The organism is Nocardia sp. XZ_19_369 (genome assembly GCF_015355715.1).
In the GTDB taxonomy this organism is placed as follows: Bacteria; Actinomycetota; Actinomycetes; order Mycobacteriales; family Mycobacteriaceae; genus Nocardia.
This window is the reverse complement of sequence record NZ_JACVED010000006.1, coordinates 1-26,886: the sequence shown is the minus strand read 5'-3', so window position 1 is coordinate 26,886 and position 26,886 is coordinate 1. Positions and strand designations below refer to the sequence as shown.

The following is a 26,886-nucleotide window of genomic DNA, read 5'->3' as shown; positions in this document are numbered from 1 at the left end:
GGAACATGCTCTCGATCCACGGCCGGAACTCCTAACGAGGCGGCGAAAAATGTTGCACATCACGTCAACTGAGGATGGTGAGGCTAGCTGGCAGGTCGTCGGCCAGCGAATCTCGATGGAATCGTTCACCGATTTCCGCAGCTCGGCCGTGGCTTACCGGCTGCGGTTGGACGGCTCAATAGTCGACATCCCTAACGGTGGGCAGGGAGTCGTCTACTTCGGCGAAGCCGACGAGCGCCCTGACTTGCCGTTCGTTGAGGAGCGCTTTCCCGGACATCACGATCTTTGGGCCGCAGTAGAGGCTGCGTACTGGGATGTTGTTGCTCCGCTTGCCTATTCGCGCCTGGACCGCCTCGGCCGACCGGCCCTCGACTACTCCACCGGTGAATGGAGTGCCTCGGAGTTACGCGGATCATCTTCTTACGCAGGGCCTTCCGCGCAGGGGCGTCGATGAGCGCAAGGTAGCCAATCGGCGACCAAACCAACGAGGTGCGATCCATCTCCTGACTGTCGAGGCGCGTTGGCCGAGGTGCCAGCACGCCGCGCCGCGGCGTCGCGCTGCCACAAAGCGTGATGAACCGATCTCTTGCCGCACAGCGACGGCTGGAAGTCACTGGGCGGGCGGATTCCGCTGCCCGCGAACCGCATACCGATGTATCACTGATTGAAAGGTACCCAGGATGGCCGATCAGAAGCGGATAGTGACGCCACCGCGTGGCGGTCGAAGGCTGCCGATCCTCACAGCGGCACAGCAAGAACTCCTTCGGCCCGAGCTCCGGGATGTGATCGAGTACCGCAAATCCGGTCTGAGCGTGAACCACATCGTCGGTTGTCCGCTCGACTGTGGCTACTGCATCCGGCACGTGTTCGACAATTTCGAGATGAAGGTGGCCCGTGCGTTGATAACGGACGCGGAGGCGGCCACGATGCTGTTCGAGCACCCCTACTTCCAGCCGCACGTCACGCCGATCCAGCTGTTCAACCGGGCGACAGATCCGATGCTGCACACGGTCAAGCCGCACACGTTCGAGATGCTGCGGCTGCTCGATGAGCGAGGTCTGACCAACCATGTCCTCGTGATCATCCGGTGGCGCATCGACCCAAAGGATTGCGCAGTCCTCAACAGCTTCAACAATATTCGGCTCACCATGCTTGTCACACACTCCGGTATCGATGACGATCGGATCGAGCCGGTGAACTCGAACATAGCTGCCGCCTCGTTACGCACGGCCTTCGAGCACGCCAAGCGCTACCGCGTCATCTTGTACTGGCGGCCGATCGTGCCAGTGCTCAACGACTCCGACGAACACCTCCGGCGAGCGTTCGAACTGACCTACCACGCGCACGCAACGGTCTTCACCGGCCTGTTCTACAAGAACCAGATCCGCGACTACTACCAGGCGCAAGGGCTCCCCGAGCCATACCTGGAGGATGCACGGCGGAAGGTCTTCCCCGAAGATCTCGAAAAGCGAATCCTCACGGCGGCAACCGAACACGGGACCGGCTCGCCGCTGTTCCGCAAGACCAGCTGCGCGGTCACCTACGCCCACGGTGTTGCCGACTACAACGGCCATTACGGTATTCGCGAACTGTGCGACATCTGTCCGGCCGCACAGATCAACCGCTGCGCCACCGCTTGGCAGCGCCCCGAAACCGAGCGGGTTGCCGAGCTCGCCGCAGCGCTCGGCGGCAACTTGGTCGAGATCAACGACCGGGCGGTCGTCGTCGCCGGCCTGACCGAGCAGCCGCGCTACCTGATGCAACACAGCCTGGGATACCAGGTGCACGACGTGACCAAACCGCACCACCGCAACCGGCATGGCCGCGCAGACCTGGGCTGGCCCACGATAAAGGAGACGTTGTGAACGCGATCCCGAACACGCTGCGCGGCAAGAAAATCGCTGTTGTCGATGTCGAAGGAAATGGTCAGACGCCACCTGAGATCATCGAGATCGCCATCCTGGCCGTCTCCGGCGAGACGGTCGACATCGGCGATATGCGGGCGTGGCTGATCAAGCCACAGCAACCGATCACCCAGATCGTCACTCGAAAAGTGCACGGCATCAAGAACTCCGACGTCGAGTCTTGTCCGGGATGGGTCGAGATCGCGCCCGACATCGATGCTGCGTTGGCCGGGCGAACCCTCGTCGCGCACAACGCTGGAGTCGAACAACGAGTACTCGCCTCGCACTTGCCCGACTGGAGTCCGCCGATGGTTTTGGACACCTTGCGCCTGGCGAAGGCTGTGTGGCGTGATCTGCCCAGCTACAGCTTGGACAAACTCGTCGAACACGCGGGGCTGAACATGTCTGCGGTTGCCGAGCAGGGCTACCACCGCGCGGGATATGACGCGTGGGCTGCGTGGCGACTGCTGTGCAGGCTCGTCGAGGACAGTGGGTTGGATTGGACGGGGCTTGTGAGCGCAGCGGCGCCGAAGGAGTTCGTTCCGAAGGCCGAGCCGGAAGGCGGCCTGTGGTGAGCGAATCGCGCCCCGAGGTCGTACGTCCGGTCACGATCGCTCTGACCGGTACGCATTCGACTGGCAAGACCACGTGGATCAAGCGTCTGGCAAACGAGCTGCGCCGCAACAGGATCGACGTCGCCAAGGTCGCCGACCTCGGCCTGCAGGCGCAACAGAATGGGCTGCCGATCCTGTCTGACCACACCTGGGCATCGACGCTATGGATCATCACCCGTGGCATAAGCAATGAGATCGAAGCATGGTCCAAAGCTGACGTCGTCTTGATCGACCGCAGTGTGCCCGATGCGCTCGCCTATTACGAAGCCGCACTGGAATACCGCGGCCAGCCAGCCGACCCGCACCGCGTCGAACAGCTTGAAGATCTGGTCACTGGCCACAGTTTCAACTACGACTTGACCCTGCGAACCGTCCTCGACCCTTGCCTTCCATTGGGTATCTGCAAGCCGCGGGATACCGACATCGAGTTCCGTGCACTTGCTGACCGGCATGTGGAGAAGGTGCTCAACCGGTTGGACATCGAGCACGACACGCTCCCGGCGGATGGGCACGAGCGCGTCCTCGTCGAAACGGTGGCATTCATCAAAGGGCGGCTGACCAACGCGGACCAGGACTGAGAGCGGAGATCGCAGGACTATGACAGAACAGACCGACGTAGTGCCGGACCTCCCGCTGACCGAGCGGTTTCCGTGGCCGTCCAGTGACGAGTTGCTCGACGCCATGAAAGGGGTTGTGTCCGAGTCTCATCCCGCTGCGACGATCCTGCGAGCGGCGTGGCTATTGGCCACTGTCGAGGACTGGTGCACGCCCGATGCGGTCGTCACCAGCGAAGGTGAGGCGGGCTCTGAGACCATGCAGGAAATCGGCATCTACGACATATGCGATCTGGTGCGCTCGCACCTCGCCGACCGTATCAATCATGCAGCTGGACACGGTATCGCGATAACAATCGACGACATAGCGCGCGCGAGGCGGGAGTGGTGGCGGACCGGCCTCGACGATATGCCAGGTCGGCGAAAGGACCGGCAAGCAGTAGCAGGTCAGGCACTTTCGGGCGCATGCGCGATCTATGAACGGCTGTACAGAGAGCGCATGCAGGGGCACAGCAACGTCGCCGGGACTGCATCGGGCCACCAACCCCGCTGTATCTAGGCATGGGGAGTCCTGCGTGTCCGCTAGTCAGGTTCGAGTTGAAGGGACAGAGATTGATGTACGACAGCACGCTGTTGGAGACGCTGACCAGCGAAGCCGAACGTGACCAGGTGCAACAACTTGTCGTCGGCGCGGTCGTCGTACACGACGGTCGAGTGCTTCTGCTGCAACGACCGGCTGACGATTTCATGGGCGGCATCTGGGAACTGCCCAGCGGCAAGGTCGATCCGGGCGAAACCCTCGATGAGGCGCTGATCCGTGAGGTGAAGGAAGAGACCGGACTCGACGTCGCGAGTATCCGAAAGTACTTGGGCGAGTTCGACTACCGATCCGGCAGTGGCAAGACGAGTCGGCAGTTCAACTTCACCGTTGATGTGGTTGATCCTGAACCGGTCGAGCTGACCGAACACGATGCGTACACCTGGACCAGTCTGGCCGAAGAGCCGCCAGTCAGCGACGCCGTGAAGGAAGTACTGCACAGGCATCGGACTGTCTGATTGGAGTCGCAGGGGGAGCCCCCGGTGGCCGACCGTCACAGGCCCAAGTCGATGTCTGGGTGCCATGCGGTCCGGTCATCGTCGTCATGGAATCCGAGGTCTTCCTCGGTGCTCCAAACGTATTGTTGCTGTAGCTCGGCTGCCTCCACTGCTACCTGGTGGTGGACTGCGTCGTCGCGGTCAGTGTCGGTGCTCTGCATTTCGACAGACGGGCGGCAAGGGATTTCCTTGTTGTCGACCAGGTCGGGACGCGCTTCTGTTGGCGGAAATAGCGTGGTATCGAGGCCCGTTGGGTTCTCCGCGGAGGGGTTGTTGGTGTGCTCGTCGTCGGGTGAGTGGTCGAGTTCCAGTCGGGACCAGAGCGCGGCGGCCGGCATCTCATCGGGCAGCGGCCGTGTTCGGGCGGCGTCGGTGAGGCGGGATTCGATGTCGATTCCGGCGTGGTGAGCCGTCTCGATATTGGCGGCGATGCTCGGCCACCACGGGTCGGTGACGACTCGTGGTGCGATTCGTTTCACGACTGGTGCCCATCGGTTGGCGGGGAGATGTGAGTCGCCGAGGATGTCGGTGAGGCGTGTTTCGAGCAGTTGCTGGTGTTCTCGTTCGAGCGCTGTGTGCCGTGGTGGTCCGGTGGGGCGCAGGTCGCGGTCGTCGATATGTAGCGAAGCTCGCCACACTGCGAGTTCTTGGACGAGTTGTCGATCCGTGGCGGGGAGTGGGCGTGCCCACGGTGGAGCCGTCGCTGGTGTCCACGTCGCGGCGTCGGCGCGGATCTGGTCGGCGAGGTCTGTGATGATGCGGGCGCGGGCGGTGAGCTGTGTGGTGTCGTGTTCGGCGTCCAGGCCGTCAGGGACTCCGGTGGCCCAGGGTAGTGGTCCGTGTCCGGTGGAGTGGGCGCCGGTTGGATCCAGGCGCCAGTCCAGGACGGCGGCAACATCGTCGGCGGTGTCGAGTTCGCGTGCATTGATCGCGGCGCGCAACTCGGTGATCGGGTCGCGTCCTGAGAGCGCGATCACCGCCAAGTGTTGGCGCAGAACCGGGTAGGCGGGGCAGTCGGTGAGGTTCGCGAGCAGCGATTCGGCGTCGGCGTCGAGACGTTCCAGTCCTTCGGGACCGAGGGCGTTTTCGGCGGCGACGCCGATCGAGTCGAGGTAGATATCGAGCGCGCGGCCGATGCGCTGGTGTGGGTCGAGCGCGTCACGCAGCATCGAGTGCGCCGACTTCTGCGCACCATCGCGACCGAAAACGCGCAGCAGAACCTCGACGGCGGTGCGTGGGTTGACTGCGGGTTCGGACCAGAACGAGCCTTCTGAACCGTCCAAGGCGGTCGGGACGTAGACGTGGTTGGCGTAGATTCCGCGGGTGATTGCGACGTAAAGCTGTTGCAGTGATTCACTTCCGGTGAGTGCGACGTGGCAGGTTTCGGCGGTGATTCCTTGCGCGGAATCGATCGTTGTCGCGTACCCGAGGCGCACGTGTTCGCTCACGTAGTCGGCCGGCAGCCACACGCTGTGGCCTGGTTTTCGTCCGGGTTTGTGGTGGATGGCGGTGAGACTTCCGTCGTTGTGGACGGCGGTGACGGTCCAGGTGTAGCCGTTTCGGACCCAGTCGCGTTCGCCTAAACGCAGTCTCGGATTGTTGCGGCGGGTCCGGATCGTGTCACCGACCGACGCCGCCAGGCCGTCGCAGAGCACCGATTGCGCGCCCACCGGCGTCCCGGTGCGAGCGAGGCGCTCGGCGCGTGCGCGCGCGTTGAGTTCGGTCACCACGTCATGAGTGGCGGCCAACATGATGGTGTCGCGGCCCGCGAGATGATCCGCGGTCCACGCGACGAACGCGTCATCGTGAACCGCACCTTCGTGTCCGGCGTGGATGCGGCCGTTGTCCAGATACCAGCCCAGTGCGGTCGGATCTCCTTCGCGCAGTTGCAGACTCGCGGTCGCTTCAGCGCTGGAGTCGAACCGGACGACGTGGGTCAGGGTCAGTGTGGCATCGGGAGCCGCGGCGTTCATGTCGATGTCGGCGCCGCCGGCTTCGATCGATGCGAGCTGGTGCGGGTCACCGATACAACGGATCGCCGCGCCGCGATCGGCCAGAAATCGCAGCAGGCGTAGGCGTTTGCGGTTCCCGAGTTTGACGTGCTCGTCGACGATCACCAATGTATCTGGGTTGATATCGAGGACCCATTGCGGCAACGACGGTGGATACTCGCGGTCGAGATACGGGTTGTTCGGTGCGGGTGTGTGCCGGTTGAGGACGTCGAGGACTTTGTCGACGGTCTCGACTCGTTGGTTGATCGACTCGCCGAGTACCGCCGACGCGGCTGCGGTCGGGGCGAGCCCGAGGACGTGGCCGCCGCTGGCCGTCCACGCGTTTGCGAGCACTGCCATCGCGGTTGTCTTGCCGGAACCAGCGGGTGCGTTGGTGGTGCGGACGCGCAGATTCGATGCGGCGAAGCCTTCGATCACGCTGACTTGTCCGGCGTTGAGTGGCCGATCCGGGTGCGTGGCGTTGTAGTCGGCGACTGCGGCGGCGATGGATTCGGTGGGGAGTTGGCGGGCGCCGGGCTGGATCGAGAGATCGATCAGCTGCTGCTCGACAGACAGGATGCGCGCCGAGGTGTAGAGCTGGCGGTCCGCTGAGGTGTAGACGCTGGTGCCGTCGCGGCGCTGCAACACGATCGGAACGATGGCGAGTTGGGGTTCATCGGTCAGGTCCGGGTCCTGTTGGGCGACGGCGTGGGTGGGGGAGATGGTCTCGGCGAGCACGGCCTCGGCGACGTGTTCCCAGTCCGCGCCGGCCACTTGTCCGCGGAGTTGGCGTTCGATTTCGGCGCGCAGGTTGGTGGTCGTCCAGGTGGCGCGGTGTTCGGATACGACGTCGATGACGTGTTCGGCGGTGCGGGTGATCCAGTGCTCGGTGATCTGCGGGCGGGGCGCACGGCGCGGATTCAACGTCGTATGGATCATGCGTGACAACGATTCTCGACCTCCGAGTAGTCGCTCGGCTTCAGCGCGCCAGGTGCTGCGCTGCTCGGCAAGGGAGTGTGGGAGGTGTTTGGCGGGGCGGGTTTCGAGGGTGGCGCGCTCTGCCAGGTCGAACATTTCTCTTGGTGTTGGTTCGCGTCCGTGCTGGGTTTGGAACTGCGCGGTGAGATCGCCGAGGCGGGTGGTGATCGCGGTGTCGCGGCGCGACCAGGCGGTGATCAATGGTGTTGGGATGCCGACGATTTCCCGAATCGGGCGTTTGGCGGGGTCTTGGCCGGGGCGTTCGGTGAACTCGACTCCGATCAATCGTTCGAGGTGATGTTCGAGGCGGGTGTTGTAGATCTCCGAGACCGTCACCATCGCGCGGTAGATCGGGGTTCCGTCGAGGGTGCGCCACTTGCCGTCCAGGGTGCGCACGCGGTTGGCGATCAGCACGTGGGTGTGCAGGTCCGGGTCACCTGCGCGGCTGTCGCGGTGAGAAAATACGGCCGCGACGATCCCTTCGACGTCGACTTGCCGGACCCCGTGGCGGCCCAACCTGGTGTAGATCGCATGCTGCTCGAGCCAGCGCAGTGCGTCGGTGAGGGCGGCATGGTGTGCTGCCTCGATCTGCTCGGACACCGCTCGTGGCGCGACCGCCCACAGCACCGAGACCGACTTGACTGGTGAGAAGGTGATGTCGAAACCGGCGACCGCGGTGGTGTGCGGGCGCGAGTTCTTGGCCACCCACCCCGACAGTTCCCGCGCATCAATCGGTGGCCGGTCGTAGGTTTCGGTGAACATTTCGAACGCGACATCGGTGCGAATCTGCGCCCGATCCGCATCGGAAATAGCATCGCCGGGAGGTGAATCGTGCGCGATATTGTGTTGCTCGAACGCCTTCGCGCACCGTTTCCGGAACTCGGAAACATCGGCATAAAGCCGGAACGGATGACCCAAAAGGCTCGCCTTGTCGGCGGCTCGGGCGGCGTCCTTGTGCTTCGCTCCGAGTTCCATCTGCTCGTCGTAGACGCGGTCTTCGATCGGCTCGGCGTTCGGATGTCGACCCGACCCGAACAGAGACTTCATCTGGTCCTCGGTGACTTCCTCACCAGCTGGGATGCCCAGGCCGGCCAACCCGGAGCCGTGCCAGCGCCCTGGTGCCTCGCCTTGTGCGGAGTAGTAGTCGGCGAGGCTGGAGCGGCCCCGGGAAGTGACATCGTTCGCGGCGACATTGCGGAGATAATATTGATACCCATTGCCTGCCACGACTTTATGGATCGTCGCGGTCATACCTTTAGCAAGCGCCTCGGGCTCGGATTAGTCCAGGCGTCGGACCCATCTCATTAGTGGCAAATCCACCAAACTCCCTGGTCGTCATCGAATCGTTATCCTTGGTGCAAAAGGTCTGCTTGTGGATATGAGTGGAAGAGTAAGGGTGGGCGAGGAACAGTGGGATCGTGTGGGTTTGCGTGAAGTGCAGTGGGCGTGCGTGGTTGGGTTGGGTTGGAAGTAGGGAGACTTACGTATTGTCCGGAGCTGGTGCGACAGTGCCCTCACAACGGGACCTAACTCCGCCGCAGTCGAAGGCTGGGGTTCAGACCTTTGGGCCGATGTCGAAGACGACAACCTCGATGTGCTTGTTCGGGAGATGGCCCCGTGCCTTCTCTCGTAGTTCCTCGGCAAGTAGATCCGCATCCGAATGCTTCCTTCGCCACGACGCAGGGCGCAGGCTGGGTGCCGTCCAGTAGACGATGTAGATGCCGTGGCTGAACCCGGCTGGCTCCATGTACTGTCCGACGAGCTGGTTGTCGATCGCGGTCAGCAAACCTGTGTTGTTTACCAGCTTGGCTTCAAAGACCACCCGGCCAAGGTAAACGCCTCCGGACGTGGCTGTGATGTCCACGCGAGTTCCTATGCCCACGGCGTTGGGGCGAGTGACCTGAATCTCTCGATCTACGACGATGTGAGGTCGGAGCCGCAGGCCAAGCTCGTGCGCCAACCAATCGGAGATAGTGTCCTCGCCTTTAGGTTTGGCACCCTTGATGCCAGGTTCGCCGTCCCACAGGTGGCGAAAGGCAGCACGTTTGCAGACGTCGTGTTGGATCAGATCGAGCTGTTCGAGCAGGACTGTGAGCAGCCCCGCGCTGTCGCGCACCAGCCGAGCGTCCGCGGTAGCCAGAAAGGCCATGAGTGTGCTTGGTTGCAACAACTGCCAGTTCGCGAGCGCCTCACGAATGCGCGCCTCGTGCAACATGTGCCGGATCTGCTCGACGTCTGGTGCCGGGCGACCATGCTCAAGAGCGGCAAGACGAGTGGCCATGCCGCGACCAGCCATAGACTGAAGGAGATGCGTACGTAGCCTCCGAGCCGCTGACTCCGGGGTGACCTCTGAGAAGCCTTCGCTCTCTGCAGGATCCTCAGCAAAAGGCAGCTTGTCGAGCAGCAGGCCGGTCAGCGCAGCGAGTGAGGCGTCGGACAAACGCGTGGGATCGAGATCGCGTAGGTGTTCCAAGGGGCCGAGTTGCCCCTGCGTGATCCACTCTGCCACCACTTCGTCGGGCGCCAACGTCGCAAGCGCGACGAAGGCTGCGGAAGGAACGACTTCTTCGGTCATTGCCCCGCGAGCGACGTCGAGCGCGACATCGGGCGCGTGCTCGACGAGCGCGCTGATGGCCTCGGCGCGGTTGGCCGCGCTCTGGTCGGCACTACGTGCCACCTGCTCGACCGTTGCTATCAGGCGGCTGTCGGTGAAGTCGACAAGTGGGTGGTTCGAGAAAAAGGTGAGCGTGGCCTGCTGGATCTGCTCACGCAGCGCTTCGTCAATCGCGTCGCGTCCGGCGGGAGGCGCTGCGTCGCGGATCCGCCGCTGCCAGCTCTCCTGGCCCGCATGAGGCGGCATCCCGGTGATCGCCGGAGCCCACGAAGCCCAAGTAGCCGGTTCGACGTCGGCCAGCAAGACTGGGAAGTGCGCCAAGAGCGTCGCGAACAGAAACACGGCGGCCCAGTCGGGCATCGCGTCGCTGAGGGGCAATTGGTCCCGGCCCAACCATCGACTGATGTCAGGTTGTCTGGAGTTGAGGTAGTCCAGCCCGAGCCGCAGGAATTCCTCCTGCTCCGCGTCGGTCATCGTGGACCACATCGGCTTGCTCGTCAGGTCTCGGCGGATGAGAACCTCGGGTTCGACGGTCCAGTCACCGGCGAGCGCGATCGCGATCTTCCACCAGTCGTGAACGTCTTGGCGTGCGCCTGCGATGGCATCGCGAAGTAGTGCTTCGAGTTCAGTAGCGGAAGGTCCCTCGTCGGTTTCGGTGGGAGCGACCCAGTCGGGCCGCGAGCCGATCTCCTGATGTCCTTGGAAGGCTGCGAGTGCCTCATAAGCTGGGTGGTCGTCGCTGATGCTGAGAATTCGGTCGGCCGACGCGGCGTCGGCGACGTTCCAGGCCAGGTTTCGCAGAACGACACGGGCAGGCTCAAGTGCCTCAGTCGCGGCGGTGGGTAGCCAGTCGATGAGCCATCCCAGGTCTTCAGCTGTCAGCATGCGCAGATTGAGGACCTCGACGAAGGCATGCTCGTTGGCCGCCAATGCTGCGGAAGCCATGGAGCGGCGCATGTCCGGGTTGTCGTCTGTCTGCCAAGGAAGGTGTTCGCCGCGCAACGTATGGTGCAGCGCCAGCCGTTCACTGCCTAGCGCTGCACCGATTACTGCTGCGGTCTCCAGATCCCTGGTCTCCCACGCGCGCTGCAGCAGGCCGCTGATCAACCGGCCGAACGCGTCATCGCGGTGCTCGGGTCGATGGCATAGCGCACTAGTTAACGCGGAGAGGACGTCACTACTAGAAATGAGCGTGGGCAGTTCACCGAGCAGCCGGTAGTAGCCGCCAATGTAGTTCGATGTGCGTCTAGGCCTCAAGGCGACTTGGATGCGCGCGAAGTCCACGGCATTAGGCAGGACCGCTCGTAGGGCCGCCGCGAGGATCTCATCGTGAGGATCTTCCACGGAGCTCAGGTCAAGTAGCGGCGCCAACTCAGCCATTCGGTCTCGTGCTGAGACTTCGACAAAGGCTTTAACTGCTTCAGTCCGTACGAAGTCGGGCCACACCGAATTGAGGGCAATCTCAAGCAGCTCGTCGGCGGCCTCAGACACGGCACACTGTCGCGCGATGCGGCAGATCCAAAAGGCGACCCAGTGGTTACGTGTGCTCGCTGCGGCGTCGCGGAGCTGGGCGGCCAGTCCAGGATGGGACAGAACGGAGGTATCAGCGCGCCACCCTTCGTTGATCGTGTCGGATGCGGCTCCGTCCAGCAGAGCCTTGACGATGCGCTTCCGAAGCTCATCGTCGACCAATTCCAGTCCGGCCGTGGTCAGCAATTGCGACGCATTGTCAGCGATCAACGTGTCGGGAACTGATGAACCTGAGGCCAGAAGCCAACCGAGCACTTCAATCATCGGTCCGGGAACGAGACCGTTGACGTCGGCGCCGAGGATGGACATGAGCCGTCGCCCAGCGACACTGCGGCGCACGAGGTACGCCGCCGAAAGGAACTCCGCGTAGGACTGATGAACGAAGGCCACGTTGCCCTGCCCGACCGCTGTGAACAACGCGGTTCCAAGCACCTCTCGAAAATCGTTGACTGTCAAGCCAGATAGGTCGGGCTCGGCCTGGGTGGGCACAGAGCTGACTGCGAGTACGGACACGTTGGCGCCCTCGCTGGCCGTGGACCGCGTCGACCCAGTTGCGGGCCGCCGCGTGACTGTGCGTAGTGCGAAGTTGCCCACTCCGCAGAACATTGACGTCGCAGCCAGTCGCTCGGCGATAAGAAGTCGGCTGTGGTCATCGAGGTTCTCCGGCAGACGGGTGTGGCTGGTCTCGGCCAGCATGCCGGCGACGGCATGGTGCATGGCGTCTGATCGGGTCGCGGGGAGTCGGGCTGACATACGCCAGTGATCCAGGAGGTTTTGGGCATGCAATGGGTTGGCGAGCACACGCGTGAGACGAGCGTGTTCGACCGCCTCCAAGAAGTCGTCGGCGTCCGTGCCAGCCATTTCCCGGATCCCTGCCGCGGTGAGAGGAAGTAGCTCAAGCTCCTCGAAGCCAGGCAGGGCTGCATGCAACCCTTCGACCAAGTCGACTGTCCAGGAGCCGGGCCTGCAAGTGATCCGCCACGCGATTCGATCAGATCCAGTGCGGCCCGCAAGCTTGACCAACACGTATCCGATGTTGGGATCGACTTGGAGCGCCTCGTCGAGAGCATCGATGAAGATCGTGATGTTGGGACGGTCGAACGGCGAACGCTCGCTCGAAGATCGAAGGTCGAGCAGTTCGGTTAGGACTCGTTGGCCGTCTGACCGTAGATCGATCGAGATACTGCCAGGTTCGTGTCGCTTGAGGTCCTCGACCAGCGTGGTCTTGCCGGCTCCACCCGGCGCGAGCAGCGCATAGGAGCTGCGAATGCCGATCAGATCCTCGGCCCGCCGGGGCTGGTCTCCCACGTACCAGTCGCGGCTTAAGGTCGCGGAGTCGAGGAGCCCATGCTCGGTGCGCGGGATGTCGCTATCCACCCGCGCCACCCACCGGGACACCTGGGCGCTCTGACGCGGCTGGCCGTCGGTCGCCTCGTCATGTAGTGGCACGGCCTCTTCGGAGTCAGTCATGACACTCGCAGCCTAGAGACCGTCGCCCTGTCGTAGGGCGCGTTAGGGCAAAGTGTCTGGGGCCTGCCCGGACAAGTGCTCGCAATTGGAACCTCGTTAACAAATTGCGTGGAGCTTTGTTGTGTGCCAGTCGGAAGGCGTCGCTCGCTTCGCTTCATTCCTTATCTTCTTCGCCAAAATCTCTCGACGTGTGATACGTGACCTCAGAACGCCGTGAGCAAATCCCACGGCCACGAAGGTGGCGTTCATGGCACACAGCGAGACGTGCACACATGCTGGTGTTCCGGAACGTGTGGCAAGCCGTGCCCTAGCTGTGGAAAGTCTGTAGACGAACCAGCGGGGTACATGTCTTCGACCTTCTGACGCAACGCCTAGTCGGAGAGCACGGCGACGACGTAGGATTTGCTGACATGACAGATGTCAGTAGCTAACGGCGACACCGTGTTCAGGGCCTGATGCACAGCCGAGATCGGTGCGCTACCCGTATCCGAGTCCTCCGCGAGAGATGTATGTGCAAGTCGACGCTCCGATTCGGGCATCTGTCCAATCGGAGCGAAAGTGAACGTGCCGCTCGTGCCCACGCGAACCGGGCGTCAGGGCGGGCAACCCCCGGCAAAGCGATCGTCTCCGCGGGTCGAGTTGTAAATTGCGCGTGCAACCCTTGCCATTGCCATCTTCGGCCAAATCTAGTGTACGGCAACCGGATTAGCTATAACGTTATCTCGAAGCGACAGCTGTCGCACCTCGATAAGTTCTGGAGCGCCGGATGGATCTCAACATTTTCAAGATTCCACGAAATGTGTTGGCGACGCTACGTGCAACGCTGGAGGACAAGGGATACATAACTATTCGCACGCACGCAGAGAGCGAATGGCGTTCCGAATTCCTGTTTCTTGAAGGCAACGAGGACGTTGCGATTTGGCTACGAATGTATGAAGAGTTCTTCGAGGGTCGACAACTCCCCACCCGAAAGAATCATTCCGCAGTATATATATTCTTTACGGATTATGCTTGCTATGCCATCACGCATGGAGCGAGCCATTTCCATGTTCGCTCGCTTTGTGACTACGATTTCGGCACTAATTTGGCCAAGCGGATTGCGAATGAGAAAGATGTCCGACACACTGCGGCAAAGCGGTATCAAGGAAGTCGAAAGAAGGAGAACAGAACCTACAGAGTAAATACTCGCCTGGACGTCGACAGCGGCGAATCGATAGACATGATTCAATCAGCGATCATCGACACCAAACGGGACATATTCGGGCCGACAGGAAGGTTCGGCGCCTCGGCAATTCTCTCACCGCCCGTCGGCGTCAGCGGGATCGCGGGCTTATTGTCCGCGATCGAGGCCGAGTTGGACAATCCCGAGCTGTTCACGCTGCCACGAGACATGGAGGTTAAGGATAAGGCGGATATTGAGCTTTTCGATCGCCTTCTCATCGAGGAGATAACAGCGAAAGATGGCCTGACGGACTTCACTGCCAACAGCATGGATCTATGCGGAGTCGACTTCAACTTCATGTTCGGAAGTCCTGGGAGATTTTCACTCAAACATCCGCGTCGTAGATCCTCTGCCGATTTCTTGGATCGTCAAGGTCATGACCTTACCATCGATGACCTGCGGCTGTATATCGAAACGGAGGGATTGACTGGCAGCGACATCCTAAAGATCAAGGTAACCAGATACAACGATACCGACTGGGATCCGGATCTGACCCTAAAGGAATCATTAGACTACATCGCCGACTCTCATAGGGTGGTATTGACCGAGGGGAAATGGAGGTACTTCAACCAGGACTATCTGTCATTTCTGGATGAATACGTAAGAGGTATCCAAGTCGAGGAAACCGAAGATAATTTCAAAATCATATCGGAAACCGAGACCAAATTCAATGCGTCCGAAAGGGTTAGGCAGGCCGGTTACGAGATGGCCGACAAAGATTTTAGTATCGCGGCGATCAAATCGGGGACGCCGGTAGAGGCGTGGGATCTGAAAAAGGACGGCACCGTATACGCCGTTAAATTCGGGACGGCGCAGAAGTTGGGATACGTATGCGATCAAGCAAGGGCCCTACTGAAGCTAGTTCAGAATCGCGCCACGGTCAAAGAGATCCCCCAGTTTGACCGCTATTGCCTGTGGTTGGGGTACATGACCAAGGGGCTGCCAAGAAATATCGCTGACACAAACTCCATAATACTCAAACAGAAGATTAACGAATGGGCGAAGCTCTGCAGAGAAGTTGGCCCAACACCGGTAATCAAACTAAGTAGGCACACAGGAAGGCAATTGAGGTTATTCTGATGAGGTCACCTGTTGTCGCGTGCGCTATCGACACCTTCGTTCTGAAAACCGGCCCGGTGCCGACATTTCTACTGTAAGGAGCGGCGTCGGCGGCATCCGGCGACCCACGCAGGGCGGTGTTTCTAGACTCTCAAGACCGTCCACCGAAGCGCGATAGATGACGGTCTCCCATTCCTCCCAGTGTTGGTTGTTTCGAGTGCATTTTAACGATTAAAGCCGTCGGCAGTCTGCCGCCGTGTACCATTCGGGCAAAACTTCATCGGTTTCCGCAGCGTTGACTATCAGTCCCCACAGATCCGCCATCCGAGCGACAATCCGGCCGATACTTTCGGTCTGCACGACCATGGTCGGAGTCCCCGCCGGCACGCCTTTGAGTCGAACTGTTTGTGACGAGGATGGTTGCGCCGCTCGCTGACGTTGCCGGTAACCGACCGCATCGTCGATGGCTGCGGTCAAAGCCGCTCGGTCGTCGCGCGCCGAGATAAGTTGCGAGCCCATGGCTTTGAGGCGGTGATCTTCGATCGGCCAGTCGGTGAGTCGTTGCAGGGCTCGCCGGTACTGGCGCTGAGAGGTCACCAGGTCGACGGCGGCGTCGATGACGATGCTGCTGAGGATTGACCGCACACCCGCGAATGCCGCCAGCAATGTCTCACTGCACGGCAGCGGCGCGCCCGGCGCCCACTCGGGAATCAGGTCGGTCGAATCGACGCCCGATGCATCGTCTGGTGCTGGGGTCGGCTGGTCGGGTTCTGCGCCGTGATCAGGGGTTCGGCTTGGGGTCATCCGTGGTCACCGCGGCTTGCTCGTGGAGAGCACCAGGCGGCCGGCTGCGACCAGTGTATTGAGAGCAGCTTGCTTCCGGGGGCAGCGCTTGGCCCGGCAGGCCACGTGGCTGCGCATCACGGCGTGGGCTTGATCAACGGTGAACGGCACCGGCGGTACCTGATGGGTGGATTCATCGCACAAGGCGAGGAACTGGTACACAGCGAGGGATTGTGCGGCCATCGGTATTCATCTCCTGGTCAGACGGTTCAAACCGGAGGTGCCCGGCGCTGAGGGCGTTGCGCAAGGAAGACGGCGTTGGAACGGTGCCGGGTACCGATACCAGCGTTGTTGGCTGCACTGGGAGCAGGGAACGTAGCAACCCGTAGCAGCAGTTTGGTCGGGGCGGATCCCTCGCGTGGATTGGTAGCGTCAGCGGCATGGCTGATCCAGCGCCCACCGTCGTTCATGACCAGCAAACGGTCTACGAAGCTCGTCCCTGGCTGACCGTGACGGTGAACGACATCACCACCCCGGATGGCGTCCGCCGATCGCATCACTCCATTCACCTCGGCGAGGTAGCGCTGGTGACTGCTCTTGATGACCAAAACCGCGTGCTGATGATCCGCCGCCACCGCTGGATTGTCGGACAAGTCGGGTTGGAGACGCCGGGAGGCATCATCGAACCCGGTGAGGCGCCGGAAGCATGCGGTCGCCGAGAGTTGCTCGAAGAGACAGGTTTTAAACCAACCGAGCCACTCGAGCTTGTCGCAACGTTGGAGCCGATGCCAGGCCTCATCCAGACCAAGCATCACGTCTTCCTGACGCACAATCCGCGCCGAGTCGCCGAACCGAGCGATCTGGAAGAGGCGGGCCTTCTGGAGTGGGTGCCGGTAACTGATACTCCAGGGCTTCTCGCCCGCGGTCAGCTGCTTGGCGCCGGGACCGGTCTCGGCCTACTTCTCGCGCTCCGCACCATCCAGCAGTCGCCGTAGTTGAGCGTGGCGAGTGCCCAGCCGCGCTGATCCCACTGCTTGGATCTGCTCGGCGACTGTTGCGAGCAGGGTTTCGGCGGGCTCGTACTCGTTTCGATGCAGGGCATCCTCGACGAGGTCTAGATGCTGGGCGCATCGTGCGCGCACGAAATCTTCGGGTAGCCGATCGAGAGCATCGAGCGCCAACTGCCGACCAGCCGGATCGCCGATTTTGATCAAGATGTGGCCTTGCCAGCGCGCCAGATGAACTGGGTCGAGGAAAACGTACGGAAGATCAACCTCGTCACCGGAATGCACCTGAGAAAGGGCGTCTTCGGCTAAGCGCAGGCCAGATCTGACCGCATCCTGTTCACCAACCAGGGCTGCGGCAACCTGTGCCCGTGTTGCCGCCAGCCACGACCGCAGGAGCGGCGGTAGTCGTGGAAAGCCTTCGGCCCTCCGGATTTGAACGTAGGCGAGGCCGGGATGGCCAGTTTCAGCCAGCATGACCGAGTGCTCACCAACGGCGTGCGCCAGCAGGGTCGGGCTCCCGGCGCGGGAGGCGGCAATCCGAGCCAGGCGGTAGTGGTCGGCCGATTGCTTGTGGTCGCCGAGATCCAAGTCTTGCCACGCAACCAGCGAGGCGGCGTCGGCTTGGGCGCGGGCCACGCTGAGCTGATCGACACCAGTTCGGCTATGCCACAGCTGCTCTAACGACGCGACATGACTGGCTGTCTGCATCCGCACTACTGGCGCACCTAATCGCCGGTCCAGTAACCGCAGGCTGTTGGTGTGATGGGCCAGCACGGAGTAGAGGGAATCATCAGGAAGATCGGGCGATATCAGGACCGCTGAGTTGGTTGGTGCCGGCGACGGCGTCAACTCCAAGACCCGGCACAGTAGTTCCGTGTGTACGGCGTCCGGGTGGTGATGGTTGTTCTCCCACCGAGATAAGGCGATTCGCAGGCTGGCAGTGCTCATGAGGGAGACGCTGTCGATTTCGGCGCGTTCGCGCAGAGCGGCGAGAAGCCGAGACTGTGACCAGCCTCGTGCGCTGCGTGCCGCGCGGATCAGCTCGCCGTCGATGCCCACCCCGCCTTTCCCTGGTCTCGTAGCGATCGGTTCACCGTCGGGTCGGCATTATTGCGTGCGTGGCCCAATTTCGGGTGCGCGTGGGTCTCGCCCTTGTCCGGTACCGCCTCGTTCGACGCTGGGTGCTTGTCCGGGCGGAGTCTGTACAGCCGCCTCCGGTGCCTGTGCGTGCGACAGTCCTAGTCGGACATGCTCTGGCACCTGAGCTTGATTCAGCATCTCGCGATACGCCGCGTCCCGTGCCTGGTCCAACTCGGCCTTCGTTCGCGCGGCCTCTCGTGCTTCGGCTTCTCGCTGCTGTGCAGCTGTCTCGCGAGCCTTATCGGCGGCTTCACGCTCGGCTGTCGCACGTTCCCCCCTGGCAGCGTCGGCCGGCTCTGGGGTGGTCCGCTCCCCAATCTCGGCGCCTTGTTGCTCTCTGGGCTTATCGGGCACTGGGAATGGGAACTCCCGCGCCGCGAGACGGGCGGCGTCACGTTCCACTTTTTCGACTAGAGCCGCTTTCGCTGCTTCAGGTGATCCGCGTGCTTCGGCTCGGTTAGCCGCAGGTGCTTCGATTCGCTTGAGCTGATCAGGCGTAGGGAACTCCAGAGCTACTCGTCTGGCCGCTGCCTCGGTAGCAGCTCTGGCGCGGTCGGCTTCTTCCCGCGTCCTAACGATTTGACGAATGTTCGCGAGCCGTTCGCGGGCGCGTTCTTTACGATCGCGCACCTTGGCAATGTCGGCAATCTTGTCCCGACTCTTTTGTAGCTCTTGCGTCTTCGCTTCTCGCGCCTTGTCTGCGACGCCTGGCAATTCGAGCTGCTGTCCTGGGATTTGTTGCTTTCCCTTTTCGATGGCAGCTTTGATTACCTCACGATCAGGGGTGACGTACTTAAAATTCAGACCCTTGTCTCGTGCGGCTTGCACTAGGATTTGGAATTCCCTTGGCGTTCTCTCCAGTGGCGTTACCGAGACCCATTCGGCAGCACGATACAGGCCACGGTCCAACAGTTCTAAGTGCTTGCCCAGCTGTTCGACGCATCGTGCATCGATTCGGCCGGACTTGTACTCCGTAAATTGGCGCTCTGTCACGCTTACGTAGATGAGCGCCTGGTCCAGTCGTTGGTTGGTGGCTGGTTCTGGGTGCTCCCGCGTCCATCCGTTCTCGCGAGTCTCGCCACGAATCTCCGCCATTCCACGGTGGAAATATTCCCCGTGTTGGTTACTCTCAGCGGACACGCTGCCCCCCAGTGCTGCGCCTACAGCGAATTGAGATGTAGCTCGTGACTGATTACCATCGCACTCGTGAAAATTCGGCCATCGAGTTCGCGTCCGTGATCGAGTATGTCTTGAAGCAGCTCCGTCGCTGTAGTGTCTTTGGAGCCTCTGTATCGAAGTGCTGGGTTGATGTTCTCGTATATCGAATCTTCTCGCTTCACGGGCGAGTCATACCACTCGGCGTCGGCAAACTTGGTTAGGTATTCCCCGAGAAAGCATATAAAGGCGTCGACCAGCTCGGAGTAGTGTTCCGGAGTCGGCAACTCCATCTCAGGGAAGGTCTCGGACAATGCGTTATTCGCCGATTCCTCGACATCGCTGAACCATGAGAATTCATCTGGGATGCTCTGGATTCCGGTACGTTCCATGAATTTCTGAGCCTGCGCCGCACGGCGGTGAGGGTTGGCCCACTTACTCCACTCGGTCCGTTCGACAGGTACACCGAGGTCCATCGTCATCTGTTCGTTGTCATTCACGTCTACCCCTCTCGTCATGGCCGGAACGGGCCGGTGTCGCGCGTCCACGGGTCAAGGTACAAGCAGGTTGCATCATCCGGCGGGGCCTTGGGTGTGGTCGCTCCACCGTGTCGGGTTCAGAGACCAACGCGCGTAAGTCTCCTCGGGTGACACGGTGATCACGTCGACTACCTGTGTGAGTTCATCAGGGATGGCGTTGCGCTCGAAGTGGGTAACACTGGGAACGATTACTGCGTCGGACTTCGCCCGTCGAGCCGTTGCTATCAGTTCCGGTATCGGGTTGGCGGTCTTCGCACTGAAGACTACGGTCTTGGCGAGGTTGTAGCCGAGTCGCCTTGCCACACCACGAATTTGGGTTTCGTTCCAGCCCTGCGCTACTCCAGCGATGTCCCGACGGAGGTAGCCGACCGCTATAGGTTTGAGCGTCATCATGGCCCCTCGTAGAGTCGTTCATTCGGGAGCCGATCCAATCCGGTTGTGGCACCGGGGATCACGCTCACGCTGTCGATGTAGCGCCGCTGCTGTTGCTCCTGGACGAAGAACAGCGCCGAGGTCAGACTCGCGGCGAAGTCCAGCCATTGGCCGTGCAGCACCACGACTAGGTGCACGTCGGGCTCCTCCGGATGCGGGGATGTGTCGGCGTTCATCGGTTCCGCCGATCGCTGCCGCTGTCGGAGCACTCTGTCGCCCACTGCTCAGCCAGCCAGTTCTCCAGGTCATCCAGCGACCCCGACGCCAGCACACGCTTACGCCTAGGCGTGAACAACTCCCAGCCGTAGGGCTCATAGTGCTCTCGCCCAAGCGCATACCCGAACCGGCCCGCCTGGAGAAGCACCCGCTGACGCTGTCTCTCGAACTTGTTCGCCTCGAATTTGTTCATGGCTGTGCCTCGACCGTCGTGACGTCTCGGGGTGTGAAGTCGGCGCGGTCATCTATGACCCGCGTACCGATCCACGGGCACAGGCCCGGTATCACCCCGTCGTGCGGGCCGATCTTCCCGTCGACCAGCGGCACGAGGACGCGGTCGGAACAGTAGATCGAAGGGCAATATATTTTGAGCACTTCACCGGTGTTCTTGTCGAACATCGCACCGCCGTGTTTGCACTGGGACACCTTGATCCACGGGCCACACCCGCATCCACATCCGCAATCAGCCACGATGCACCGCCAACGAACGCGAATCGCGATGGATACCCGTACACGCGAGTATCGACTCCACTACGACCCTGCCCGAGGGACGGAATGTGTTGCAGGGTGGTTCTATCCACCATCTGCCACCACCTCCGGGTTCCGTTGACGGCAGCGGGATTGCTCCCTCTCGAACGATCATCACGTTCAGCCGGAACAGGTCGTTGAACACCCGTGTGTCGTCATCGGGCACGTCAGGCCGAACCAGGAAGCTCCACCGGTTCGAGCAGACGTGCGCCACGATCGGCCCGACCGCGACACCGTGGCGCTGCAAGTGGTGCCGTAGAACACTTCCCAACGGTCCGGGCATGGTCAGCGCGCCGGTACTCCCGGCAAGGAACGTGATGCGCTCGGAGCCCGGCGGGTCGATGTTGGCGGCCAGTCCACACACCAGGCGGTAGTAGACGCATCGAGAGACTGGTGTATCCCCAAACGAAATGTTCTTCATCGGCCTAGGCCCCCTGCTCGCGTGGAGTGGATTAGGTGGCCCGGCCCCTAGCGGTTTGGAAGGGTGAGGGTGACTCGGTCCGACTCGGGCCACCTACCGGGCACAAGTTCAGGCAACCACCTGGTACGTCTGACGGGGTACGAGTTCGCGTCTACATGCGTCTACAAGCCCCAACGGTCGTTAGGCTGGAACTGTGGAGTCCATACCCAACGGTGCCCAGCTCCGCGCTGCCCGTGAGGCAGCCGGGTTGAGCCTGTCGGCGCTTTCAGTTCGCACGCACTACAGCAAGCCACTGCTCGGAAAGATTGAGACTGGGAAGCGCGAGATCCACCCCGAACACATAATGGCGTACTCGCGAGCGCTGAACGTCCCTGTGGCGGCATTGATGGCACCTTTTGATGACCCACTCCGGATCGCGCACGAGTGGCTAGTGACCGAATCTGTAGCGACTACTCATTGCGCTGATGGACGGCGCATCGGGAATTCTCTTGCGACCAAGCTAGAGGAGCGAGTGATCGAGTTACGCCACTTGGACGACAGTGTCAGCGGCACGGACCTGCTCCCTGTGGTCGTTCGAGAGTTCGAGGACGTACGCCGCGTCATCAGCGAGTGTAGCTACACCAGCGAGATCGGTCGGCGACTCCGGACGAGTGCCGGAGAATTGGCGCAACTCGTGGGGTGGGTCGCCAGCGACGCTGGCCGGTACTTCCAGGCACAATGCGCCTACCTTGACGGAGCGAAGGTCGCGACGGAGGCAGGCAATCAAGTATTGGTAGGCCAGCTGTTCTCTAGCCTCGCCTACCAGCTTTCGAACATCGGTAACCCCTCAGACGCAACGCTTTTGGCAAAGACCGCAGTCGAGGGTGCGAAAGGTGCTACGCCTGTCGTCCAGGCACTTCTGACAGAGCGTGTTGCGTGGGCGTTGGCTAGGTCCCGTGATCGGGACGGAGCTATGCGCGCCTTGGACGCGGTCGATGACCTGTACGAGCGTCGGTCCTCCAGCATCGAAGAACCCGAATGGGTCTACTGGCTGGATCGCTCGGAGATCAATGTGATGGCTGGCCGCTGCTTTGTTGAGTTAGGCGAACCGGATCGTGCGAGTCCTCTACTTTTGTCGGCGATCGAGGGCTACCCCAAGGAGCGCACTCGGGAAGTAGCGCTGTACCAAACCTGGTTAGCGGAGTCGTATCTCCGCAACCGCGACATCGACGCGGCCGAAGCGACCATCGCTGCCGCTCGGCGAGCAGCAGACACCGTCCACTCCGCTCGTCTGGATCGCCGAGTCAACGAGATTGAATCCATGTTGAGCAAGTAGGACCCCTGCGTCCGAGCCCGGCCCCGAGGCAACGAGCCGGGCTCGAACTATGTCCTGGCTTCGCTGGAAGTCAGCACTTGATGCAATGGCCGGCGTGCAGTCGGGGCGCACCCGGAACGTTGCCCGTGGGATAGGCGCGCCAACCCTGCATGACGTGCACGAACGCGCGCCTAAGCGCTCTGGAGTCGAGCGGGTCGCGGAATGAGCGCTCACTACTGTTGTATGTAGTCAGCCCTGTGGATGGAGACGGGTCAGTCGCGGCCAATCGTGCCAGCATTGGCAGTCGACCGCACGGCAGTGCATCCAGCCGCCGCACTCCTCGTCCGGGTTCCACACCGTGTGTTCGGAGATCGGGTGCGGGCATAGACCACATACTTCGGGTGGTATCCACTGCGGGCTGGGCGCGCTCATGAGCAGCAATCATCGACGATCGACCGCAGTGCACGCCGGATTCGACACCTGGCGCGTTCTGCCGACGTACCCGGCTGGAACGCGGGGTCGCAGGCACTTGCGGACGTTCGCCTCTAGACGCGAACCGTGGACCTGTCGGCTGGTTAGTGACGGTTCGTTGTGGCTGTGTCGCCGTGGAATCAATCGGGTTGCGTGACTGCGGCTCTCAGGTGTGGGGTGGGGCTCATGACAGCGCTGGTGGTGCCGGTGATGGAGGGCAAGGGGATTCGGCTGCGCCCCTTCGTGACAGCGGACGTGAGCTTCATCATCGACGCAGGGCAGGATCCGTTGATTCCGTTGATTACGACGGTGGTTGCTCATGGAGACGAGGCCGACGGGCAGGCATTCATCCGGCGCCAGCACCAACGGGCAGCGACTGGGGAAGGGTGGTCCTTCGCCGTCGCGGATCTCGACACCGATTCGGCGGTAGGGCAGATCGGGCTCTGGCGGCGAGACATCCGTCATGGCAGAGCATCGGTCGGCTACTGGATCGGACCGGGCTATCGACGCTGTGGTTATGCAGGGCGGGCTCTGCGCCTGCTCAGCTCGTGGGCGGTGACTCTGGAGGAAGTATCGCGGCTCGAGCTATATGTCGAACCGTGGAACGAGGGATCATGGCGTGCCGCGCAGTCGGCCGGATACCAGCGTGAGGGTTTGCTTCGCAGATGGGAGAAGATCGCTGGCGAACCCCGCGACATGTACATGTATGCGCGCCTTTCCTGACAGTACACCGCGACGATCCAGGATCGCGGGCGGCCTACCCGACATCTGCATCTCGGCATTTGCGTGCGCTGGCAAGCCTTGTACGCCAATAGTTCTGGGCGATTGACCAACGCGCAGTATGCGGCTACTTAGCATTGGCGTCAGGGCTCGTTCCCGGCCAGGATCGGGTCCAGGTGCCCGGTGGGACGCTCTCTAAGCGGCTGCCCACCTGCGTCATTGGTGTGGCTCTCTGATGGCTTGCGTCCCAGCGGGTGCCGTGCGGGGTGTGGCTGGAAGGGGCGTGCCTTGGCTCGAAGTAGCGGTGCCTTCCCGCACGAACACCTATTCGTTTCGACGGAAGGATATCTGTGGGAGTGATCATCGGCATGGACCCGCACGAACGCTCGGCCACCATCGAAGTCATCGACAGCCACGAAAGAATCCTCGCGATCGGCCGCTACGGTACCGACGCCGTCGGCCATGCCGAAATGTTCGCCGCCGTTGCGGGTTTCGATGATCGTGTGTGGGCGATCGAGGGCTGTAACGGCATCGGCCGGCATCTCGCACCTCGCTTGTGCACGACGGGGAAACCGTGATCGATGTGCCGGCGAAGCTGTCGGCGCGGGTGCGGGTGTTCGCTACCGGCAACGGCCGAAAGGCCGATCCGGTGGACGCACACCCGGTCGCACACTCGGTCGCTGCGTTGCGGGCACCGAATCTGCGTCGACTGCAGGCCGATCCGCAGCTGGAAGCATTGGGGATCTGGTCGATCGCCGCGACGAACTCGGCCGTGCCCGCCCACCGAACTGATCAACCGGCTCCACCGGTTGCTGCTCGAGCTGGTGCCCGGTGGCGTGAAGCGCTGGCTGTCGGCTCGTCAGGCTCGGGCCATGGCCGCAGATGTCGTGCCCGCCGGTCTCGCGGTGCGGATGCGGCTGCGAGTGGTCGGCCGAACTGATCGACGACCTCGAGGTGGTCGATGCCCGGATCAAGACAGCGAACAAGGAGTTGCGGCAGTTGGTCGCCGCGACCGGGTCCACGCTGATGGAGCTGCCCGGCATCGGCCCGGCCGGAGCGGCCAGGCTGCTCGCCGACGTCGGCGATATCCGCCGTTTCGCCACCCGGGACCGGTTCGCGTCCTGGAACGGCACCGCACCTTTGGATGCGTCCTCGCGAGATCAGAAGCGGCATCGGCTCTCTCGTGCCGGGAACCGCAAAATCAACCGGGTGCTGCACATCATGGCGGTGGCCCAACAGGGCGGTTACGGTGATGGACGCGCCTATGTCAAGGTGCGTAAGGCCGAGGGCAAGACGCACAAGGGAGCGCTGCGCGCGCTGAAACGGCGCCTGTCCAATACCGTCTACACCCGGATGGTCGCCGACCAGCGGCGACGGGAGAAGGCAAGTCCGGGAGGGCAATCGGGGGCGTCTGCTGACTCCTGCGCGACCGGCTCGACCCCGAACACCGGTTCTTCGGATAAGCCACAGCCCGGACCTGCCACCTACCAGCCTAGCGAATTACACACTGCCCCTTGAGGCGAAAGGGGAGCCATGAGCGGATGTCGCTCGCGATCATCTACTGCAGCCGGTAGAACAGTCGCCCTGCTCAAGTGGACCCGGCGGGAAGCCGAATCACTTCGGACAAAAGGTCATGACAGGCCGGTGATTTCAGTCGGCGACGAATGGAATTCGATGAACTCGACCGGACCGAACTCCTCGGAGGCTTGCACGTGGGCTGCGGCAACACTGGCATGGTAGGTGTCGGTGATGACGTTCCAGTCCACGTCGCAATAGAACAAGTACACAGCAGAACTGGCGTCATACTGCGCGATCGCCAGTCCTGCGAAGTCATCGACAACGAGACCATCCACTACGTGCCGGGTCTGTCCGGACCGTATCGCACCCCCGATATCCGCAGTTGCCAGCACTCGTGCGCCATCGAGGAACTGCGGTATTTCCGTCACGAAACGAATTATCTCTCGGCGTGGATCGCGCGCGCTGGTCGCCCCCGCCATCTAAAGGTGTGCACCGGAATCGGCAATATCGTGCGTTCGGTCGGCCGCGCCGCCGCGCTGGTCCGGCTCGACCCGTAGCGGCGTTACCGTGCATCGGCGGAACGGTCGACCGATCTAGTTGACGGCCAACCTCAATCGCAGATCGGCCCTACCTGTAACTCGGCTTGGGGCAGTCGCACCGCGTGTCGGGATGTGCGGCATCGAGGATGAGAACTCAGATTGTTCGCGCTCGCTGCAGGGCATCGGCGGCGTCTTCACGACCGTCGGCGGTCAATCCCGAGATCACGCCGTCGATGTCGGTGGCTTGCCGATTCTGGCTGAGCTTGAACTTGGCCTCGATGCGGCTGATCGTCAGTTCGATTCCGACGATGGCGCGCAGCTGACCCGCAATGAACTGTGGCGGCGCGTCGTCAACGGACCATGGCTGTGGCCGCCCGGCCTCGTGACGTTCGGTCAGCTTACGGACAAGCCGTTCGACCCAGGCCGGATCGTCGTGCACGGTGAGCCGCCCGTAGATGTGCGCGGTGATGTAATTCCAGGTGGGCACCGCACGCCCGTGCTCGGCTTTGCTCGGATACCACGCCGGAGAGATGTACGCGTCCGGACCGCGCACAATGACCAGCGCCTCGTCGAGCACAGGCCGCCGCCACTGATCATTGTTGCGCGCGAGGTGACCACGAAGCGTCCTCGTACCGGGGTCGTAGACGAACGGCAGCATGGTGGCGACCATGCCGTCCTGTGTCACGGTGATCAGATCGGCGGCGCCGTGCTGGGTGAGCAGGTCGTGTACGGCCTGGTCGTCGGCAGCGAAGTGTCCGGGGATGTACATGTGCTCAGCATTGTCGGCCGCGTCGCTGTTCACCAAAGCCTTTTCGACCTGCGGGGCTGGGACGCGCGCAGGTTGCGATCGATTAGCTGTGCGGGCCGCCGCGACATCGGACGAGTGGCTGAAGCTGGCGAGCTGGTCGTCGGCTTAATAGGCACTGGAATCAGCATGAGCGCGCATACCCAGAGGCTGGAAGTCGTACGGCCCATTGATCTTCCACGCTCCGGCGCCAGCCGGTTCGAGACGCGGAGTCGCGGCTACAGTGCGTTCCGCTGTGCGAGAGTTGCTGTCATGCCAGCTGAAGTGACGCCGGGCCGCGAGGTTGT

Annotated in this window: 24 protein-coding genes; 12 read left to right on the top strand and 12 right to left on the bottom strand. The window is 62.1% G+C overall.

Annotated features, from left to right (window positions below):
* Positions 1-49: 49 nt before the first annotated feature.
* The 6 genes from IBX18_RS22255 (at position 50) to IBX18_RS22230 (ending at position 4,128) form a co-directional block, all read left to right on the top strand.
* Entirely contained in the window at positions 50-454 is a 405-nt protein-coding gene (locus tag IBX18_RS22255) for a hypothetical protein (protein WP_194835527.1), read from the top strand.
* Positions 455-680: 226 nt separating this feature from the next.
* Positions 681-1,865 (top strand): radical SAM protein, encoded by a 1,185-nt coding sequence (locus tag IBX18_RS22250; RefSeq protein ID WP_228541597.1) that lies wholly within the window; start codon positions 681-683, stop codon positions 1,863-1,865.
* Complete coding sequence (locus tag IBX18_RS22245; RefSeq protein WP_194835526.1) at positions 1,862-2,479, top strand: 3'-5' exonuclease; 618 nt, start codon at positions 1,862-1,864, stop codon at positions 2,477-2,479. The genes IBX18_RS22250 and IBX18_RS22245 overlap by 4 nt, the downstream gene beginning before the upstream one ends.
* Positions 2,476-3,096 carry an AAA family ATPase gene (locus IBX18_RS22240; RefSeq protein ID WP_194835525.1) on the top strand — a complete coding sequence of 207 codons (621 nt, stop codon included), beginning with the start codon at positions 2,476-2,478 and terminating at the stop codon, positions 3,094-3,096. Before IBX18_RS22245 ends, IBX18_RS22240 begins: the two co-directional genes overlap by 4 nt.
* A 19-nt stretch (positions 3,097-3,115) precedes the next feature.
* Positions 3,116-3,631, top strand: a complete 516-nt coding sequence (locus IBX18_RS22235) for a hypothetical protein (RefSeq protein WP_194835524.1) — start codon at positions 3,116-3,118, stop codon at positions 3,629-3,631.
* Between the two features lie 56 nt (positions 3,632-3,687).
* Positions 3,688-4,128: an NUDIX hydrolase gene (locus IBX18_RS22230; protein ID WP_194835523.1), complete on the top strand. Its 441-nt coding sequence runs from the start codon at positions 3,688-3,690 to the stop codon at positions 4,126-4,128.
* 35 nt (positions 4,129-4,163) lie between these two features.
* On the opposite strand, the gene mobF is transcribed toward IBX18_RS22230, so the two are convergent.
* Positions 4,164-8,387 (bottom strand): MobF family relaxase, encoded by a 4,224-nt coding sequence (gene mobF / locus IBX18_RS22225; protein ID WP_228541595.1) that lies wholly within the window; start codon positions 8,385-8,387, stop codon positions 4,164-4,166.
* Between the two features lie 304 nt (positions 8,388-8,691).
* The gene (locus IBX18_RS22220) at positions 8,692-12,750 is read right to left on the bottom strand and encodes an NACHT domain-containing NTPase (protein WP_194835522.1); all 4,059 of its coding nucleotides are present in this window, start codon (positions 12,748-12,750) and stop codon (positions 8,692-8,694) included.
* Between the two features lie 766 nt (positions 12,751-13,516).
* On the opposite strand from IBX18_RS22220, the gene IBX18_RS22215 reads away from it, so the two are divergent.
* Entirely contained in the window at positions 13,517-15,052 is a 1,536-nt protein-coding gene (locus IBX18_RS22215; protein ID WP_194835521.1) for a DUF6119 family protein, read from the top strand.
* 210 nt (positions 15,053-15,262) lie between these two features.
* On the opposite strand, the gene IBX18_RS22210 is transcribed toward IBX18_RS22215, so the two are convergent.
* Positions 15,263-15,835, bottom strand: a complete 573-nt coding sequence (locus IBX18_RS22210) for a hypothetical protein (RefSeq protein ID WP_194835520.1) — start codon at positions 15,833-15,835, stop codon at positions 15,263-15,265.
* Between the two features lie 6 nt (positions 15,836-15,841).
* Positions 15,842-16,057, bottom strand: coding sequence for a hypothetical protein (locus tag IBX18_RS22205; RefSeq protein WP_194835519.1), 216 nt, complete (start codon positions 16,055-16,057; stop codon positions 15,842-15,844).
* A gap of 197 nt (positions 16,058-16,254) precedes the next feature.
* On the opposite strand from IBX18_RS22205, the gene IBX18_RS22200 reads away from it, so the two are divergent.
* A complete protein-coding gene (locus IBX18_RS22200) occupies positions 16,255-16,809 on the top strand; it encodes an NUDIX hydrolase (protein WP_194835518.1) in 555 nt (184 codons plus the stop codon).
* Here the strand turns inward: IBX18_RS22200 and IBX18_RS22195 are convergent.
* The 6 genes from IBX18_RS22195 to IBX18_RS22170 all read right to left on the bottom strand — a co-directional run bounded on the left by IBX18_RS22195 (position 16,771) and on the right by IBX18_RS22170 (position 20,702).
* Positions 16,771-17,880 carry a helix-turn-helix transcriptional regulator gene (locus tag IBX18_RS22195; RefSeq protein ID WP_194835517.1) on the bottom strand — a complete coding sequence of 370 codons (1,110 nt, stop codon included), beginning with the start codon at positions 17,878-17,880 and terminating at the stop codon, positions 16,771-16,773. The genes IBX18_RS22200 and IBX18_RS22195 overlap by 39 nt on opposite strands.
* Before the next feature lie 48 nt (positions 17,881-17,928).
* The gene (locus IBX18_RS22190; protein WP_194835516.1) at positions 17,929-19,056 is read right to left on the bottom strand and encodes a hypothetical protein; all 1,128 of its coding nucleotides are present in this window, start codon (positions 19,054-19,056) and stop codon (positions 17,929-17,931) included.
* A gap of 65 nt (positions 19,057-19,121) precedes the next feature.
* Complete coding sequence (locus IBX18_RS22185) at positions 19,122-19,616, bottom strand: hypothetical protein (RefSeq protein ID WP_194835515.1); 495 nt, start codon at positions 19,614-19,616, stop codon at positions 19,122-19,124.
* A 72-nt stretch (positions 19,617-19,688) separates the two neighbouring features.
* Positions 19,689-20,048: a hypothetical protein gene (locus IBX18_RS22180; RefSeq protein WP_228541594.1), complete on the bottom strand. Its 360-nt coding sequence runs from the start codon at positions 20,046-20,048 to the stop codon at positions 19,689-19,691.
* On the bottom strand, positions 20,045-20,263 hold the full coding sequence (locus IBX18_RS22175) for a hypothetical protein (RefSeq protein WP_194835514.1): 219 nt from the start codon (positions 20,261-20,263) through the stop codon (positions 20,045-20,047). The genes IBX18_RS22180 and IBX18_RS22175 overlap by 4 nt, the downstream gene beginning before the upstream one ends.
* Before the next feature lie 229 nt (positions 20,264-20,492).
* Positions 20,493-20,702: a hypothetical protein gene (locus tag IBX18_RS22170; RefSeq protein WP_194835513.1), complete on the bottom strand. Its 210-nt coding sequence runs from the start codon at positions 20,700-20,702 to the stop codon at positions 20,493-20,495.
* A gap of 743 nt (positions 20,703-21,445) precedes the next feature.
* On the opposite strand from IBX18_RS22170, the gene IBX18_RS22165 reads away from it, so the two are divergent.
* The 4 genes from IBX18_RS22165 to IBX18_RS42200 all read left to right on the top strand — a co-directional run bounded on the left by IBX18_RS22165 (position 21,446) and on the right by IBX18_RS42200 (position 25,255).
* Entirely contained in the window at positions 21,446-22,567 is a 1,122-nt protein-coding gene (locus IBX18_RS22165) for a helix-turn-helix transcriptional regulator (protein WP_194835512.1), read from the top strand.
* A 636-nt stretch (positions 22,568-23,203) separates the two neighbouring features.
* Positions 23,204-23,740, top strand: a complete 537-nt coding sequence (locus tag IBX18_RS22160) for a GNAT family N-acetyltransferase (protein WP_194835511.1) — start codon at positions 23,204-23,206, stop codon at positions 23,738-23,740.
* Between the two features lie 347 nt (positions 23,741-24,087).
* Positions 24,088-24,315: an IS110 family transposase gene (locus IBX18_RS42205; RefSeq protein WP_228541593.1), complete on the top strand. Its 228-nt coding sequence runs from the start codon at positions 24,088-24,090 to the stop codon at positions 24,313-24,315.
* A gap of 304 nt (positions 24,316-24,619) precedes the next feature.
* The gene (locus IBX18_RS42200) at positions 24,620-25,255 is read left to right on the top strand and encodes a transposase (RefSeq protein ID WP_228541592.1); all 636 of its coding nucleotides are present in this window, start codon (positions 24,620-24,622) and stop codon (positions 25,253-25,255) included.
* 113 nt (positions 25,256-25,368) lie between these two features.
* Here IBX18_RS42200 and IBX18_RS22150 read toward each other — a convergent pair whose 3' ends face one another.
* Both IBX18_RS22150 and IBX18_RS22145 read right to left on the bottom strand, forming a co-directional pair.
* Entirely contained in the window at positions 25,369-25,683 is a 315-nt protein-coding gene (locus tag IBX18_RS22150) for a hypothetical protein (protein ID WP_194835510.1), read from the bottom strand.
* 265 nt (positions 25,684-25,948) lie between these two features.
* Entirely contained in the window at positions 25,949-26,596 is a 648-nt protein-coding gene (locus tag IBX18_RS22145; protein WP_306796357.1) for an FMN-binding negative transcriptional regulator, read from the bottom strand.
* Between the last annotated feature and the right edge of the window lie 290 nt (positions 26,597-26,886).

Coding starts and splice junctions, on each gene's coding strand:
- IBX18_RS22170 (WP_194835513.1), bottom strand. CDS start 20,702: ATGTTCGACAAGAACACCGGTGAAGTGCTCAAAATATATTGCCCTTCG.
- IBX18_RS22205 (WP_194835519.1), bottom strand. CDS start 16,057: ATGGCCGCACAATCCCTCGCTGTGTACCAGTTCCTCGCCTTGTGCGAT.
- IBX18_RS22180 (WP_228541594.1), bottom strand. CDS start 20,048: ATGATGACGCTCAAACCTATAGCGGTCGGCTACCTCCGTCGGGACATC.
- IBX18_RS22200 (WP_194835518.1), top strand. CDS start 16,255: ATGGCTGATCCAGCGCCCACCGTCGTTCATGACCAGCAAACGGTCTAC.
- IBX18_RS22235 (WP_194835524.1), top strand. CDS start 3,116: ATGACAGAACAGACCGACGTAGTGCCGGACCTCCCGCTGACCGAGCGG.
- IBX18_RS22230 (WP_194835523.1), top strand. CDS start 3,688: ATGTACGACAGCACGCTGTTGGAGACGCTGACCAGCGAAGCCGAACGT.
- IBX18_RS22220 (WP_194835522.1), bottom strand. CDS start 12,750: ATGACTGACTCCGAAGAGGCCGTGCCACTACATGACGAGGCGACCGAC.
- IBX18_RS22255 (WP_194835527.1), top strand. CDS start 50: ATGTTGCACATCACGTCAACTGAGGATGGTGAGGCTAGCTGGCAGGTC.
- IBX18_RS22190 (WP_194835516.1), bottom strand. CDS start 19,056: ATGGCGGAGATTCGTGGCGAGACTCGCGAGAACGGATGGACGCGGGAG.
- IBX18_RS22215 (WP_194835521.1), top strand. CDS start 13,517: ATGGATCTCAACATTTTCAAGATTCCACGAAATGTGTTGGCGACGCTA.
- IBX18_RS42200 (WP_228541592.1), top strand. CDS start 24,620: ATGTCGTGCCCGCCGGTCTCGCGGTGCGGATGCGGCTGCGAGTGGTCG.
- IBX18_RS22175 (WP_194835514.1), bottom strand. CDS start 20,263: ATGAACGCCGACACATCCCCGCATCCGGAGGAGCCCGACGTGCACCTA.
- IBX18_RS22160 (WP_194835511.1), top strand. CDS start 23,204: ATGACAGCGCTGGTGGTGCCGGTGATGGAGGGCAAGGGGATTCGGCTG.
- mobF (WP_228541595.1), bottom strand. CDS start 8,387: ATGACCGCGACGATCCATAAAGTCGTGGCAGGCAATGGGTATCAATAT.
- IBX18_RS22210 (WP_194835520.1), bottom strand. CDS start 15,835: ATGACCCCAAGCCGAACCCCTGATCACGGCGCAGAACCCGACCAGCCG.
- IBX18_RS22250 (WP_228541597.1), top strand. CDS start 681: ATGGCCGATCAGAAGCGGATAGTGACGCCACCGCGTGGCGGTCGAAGG.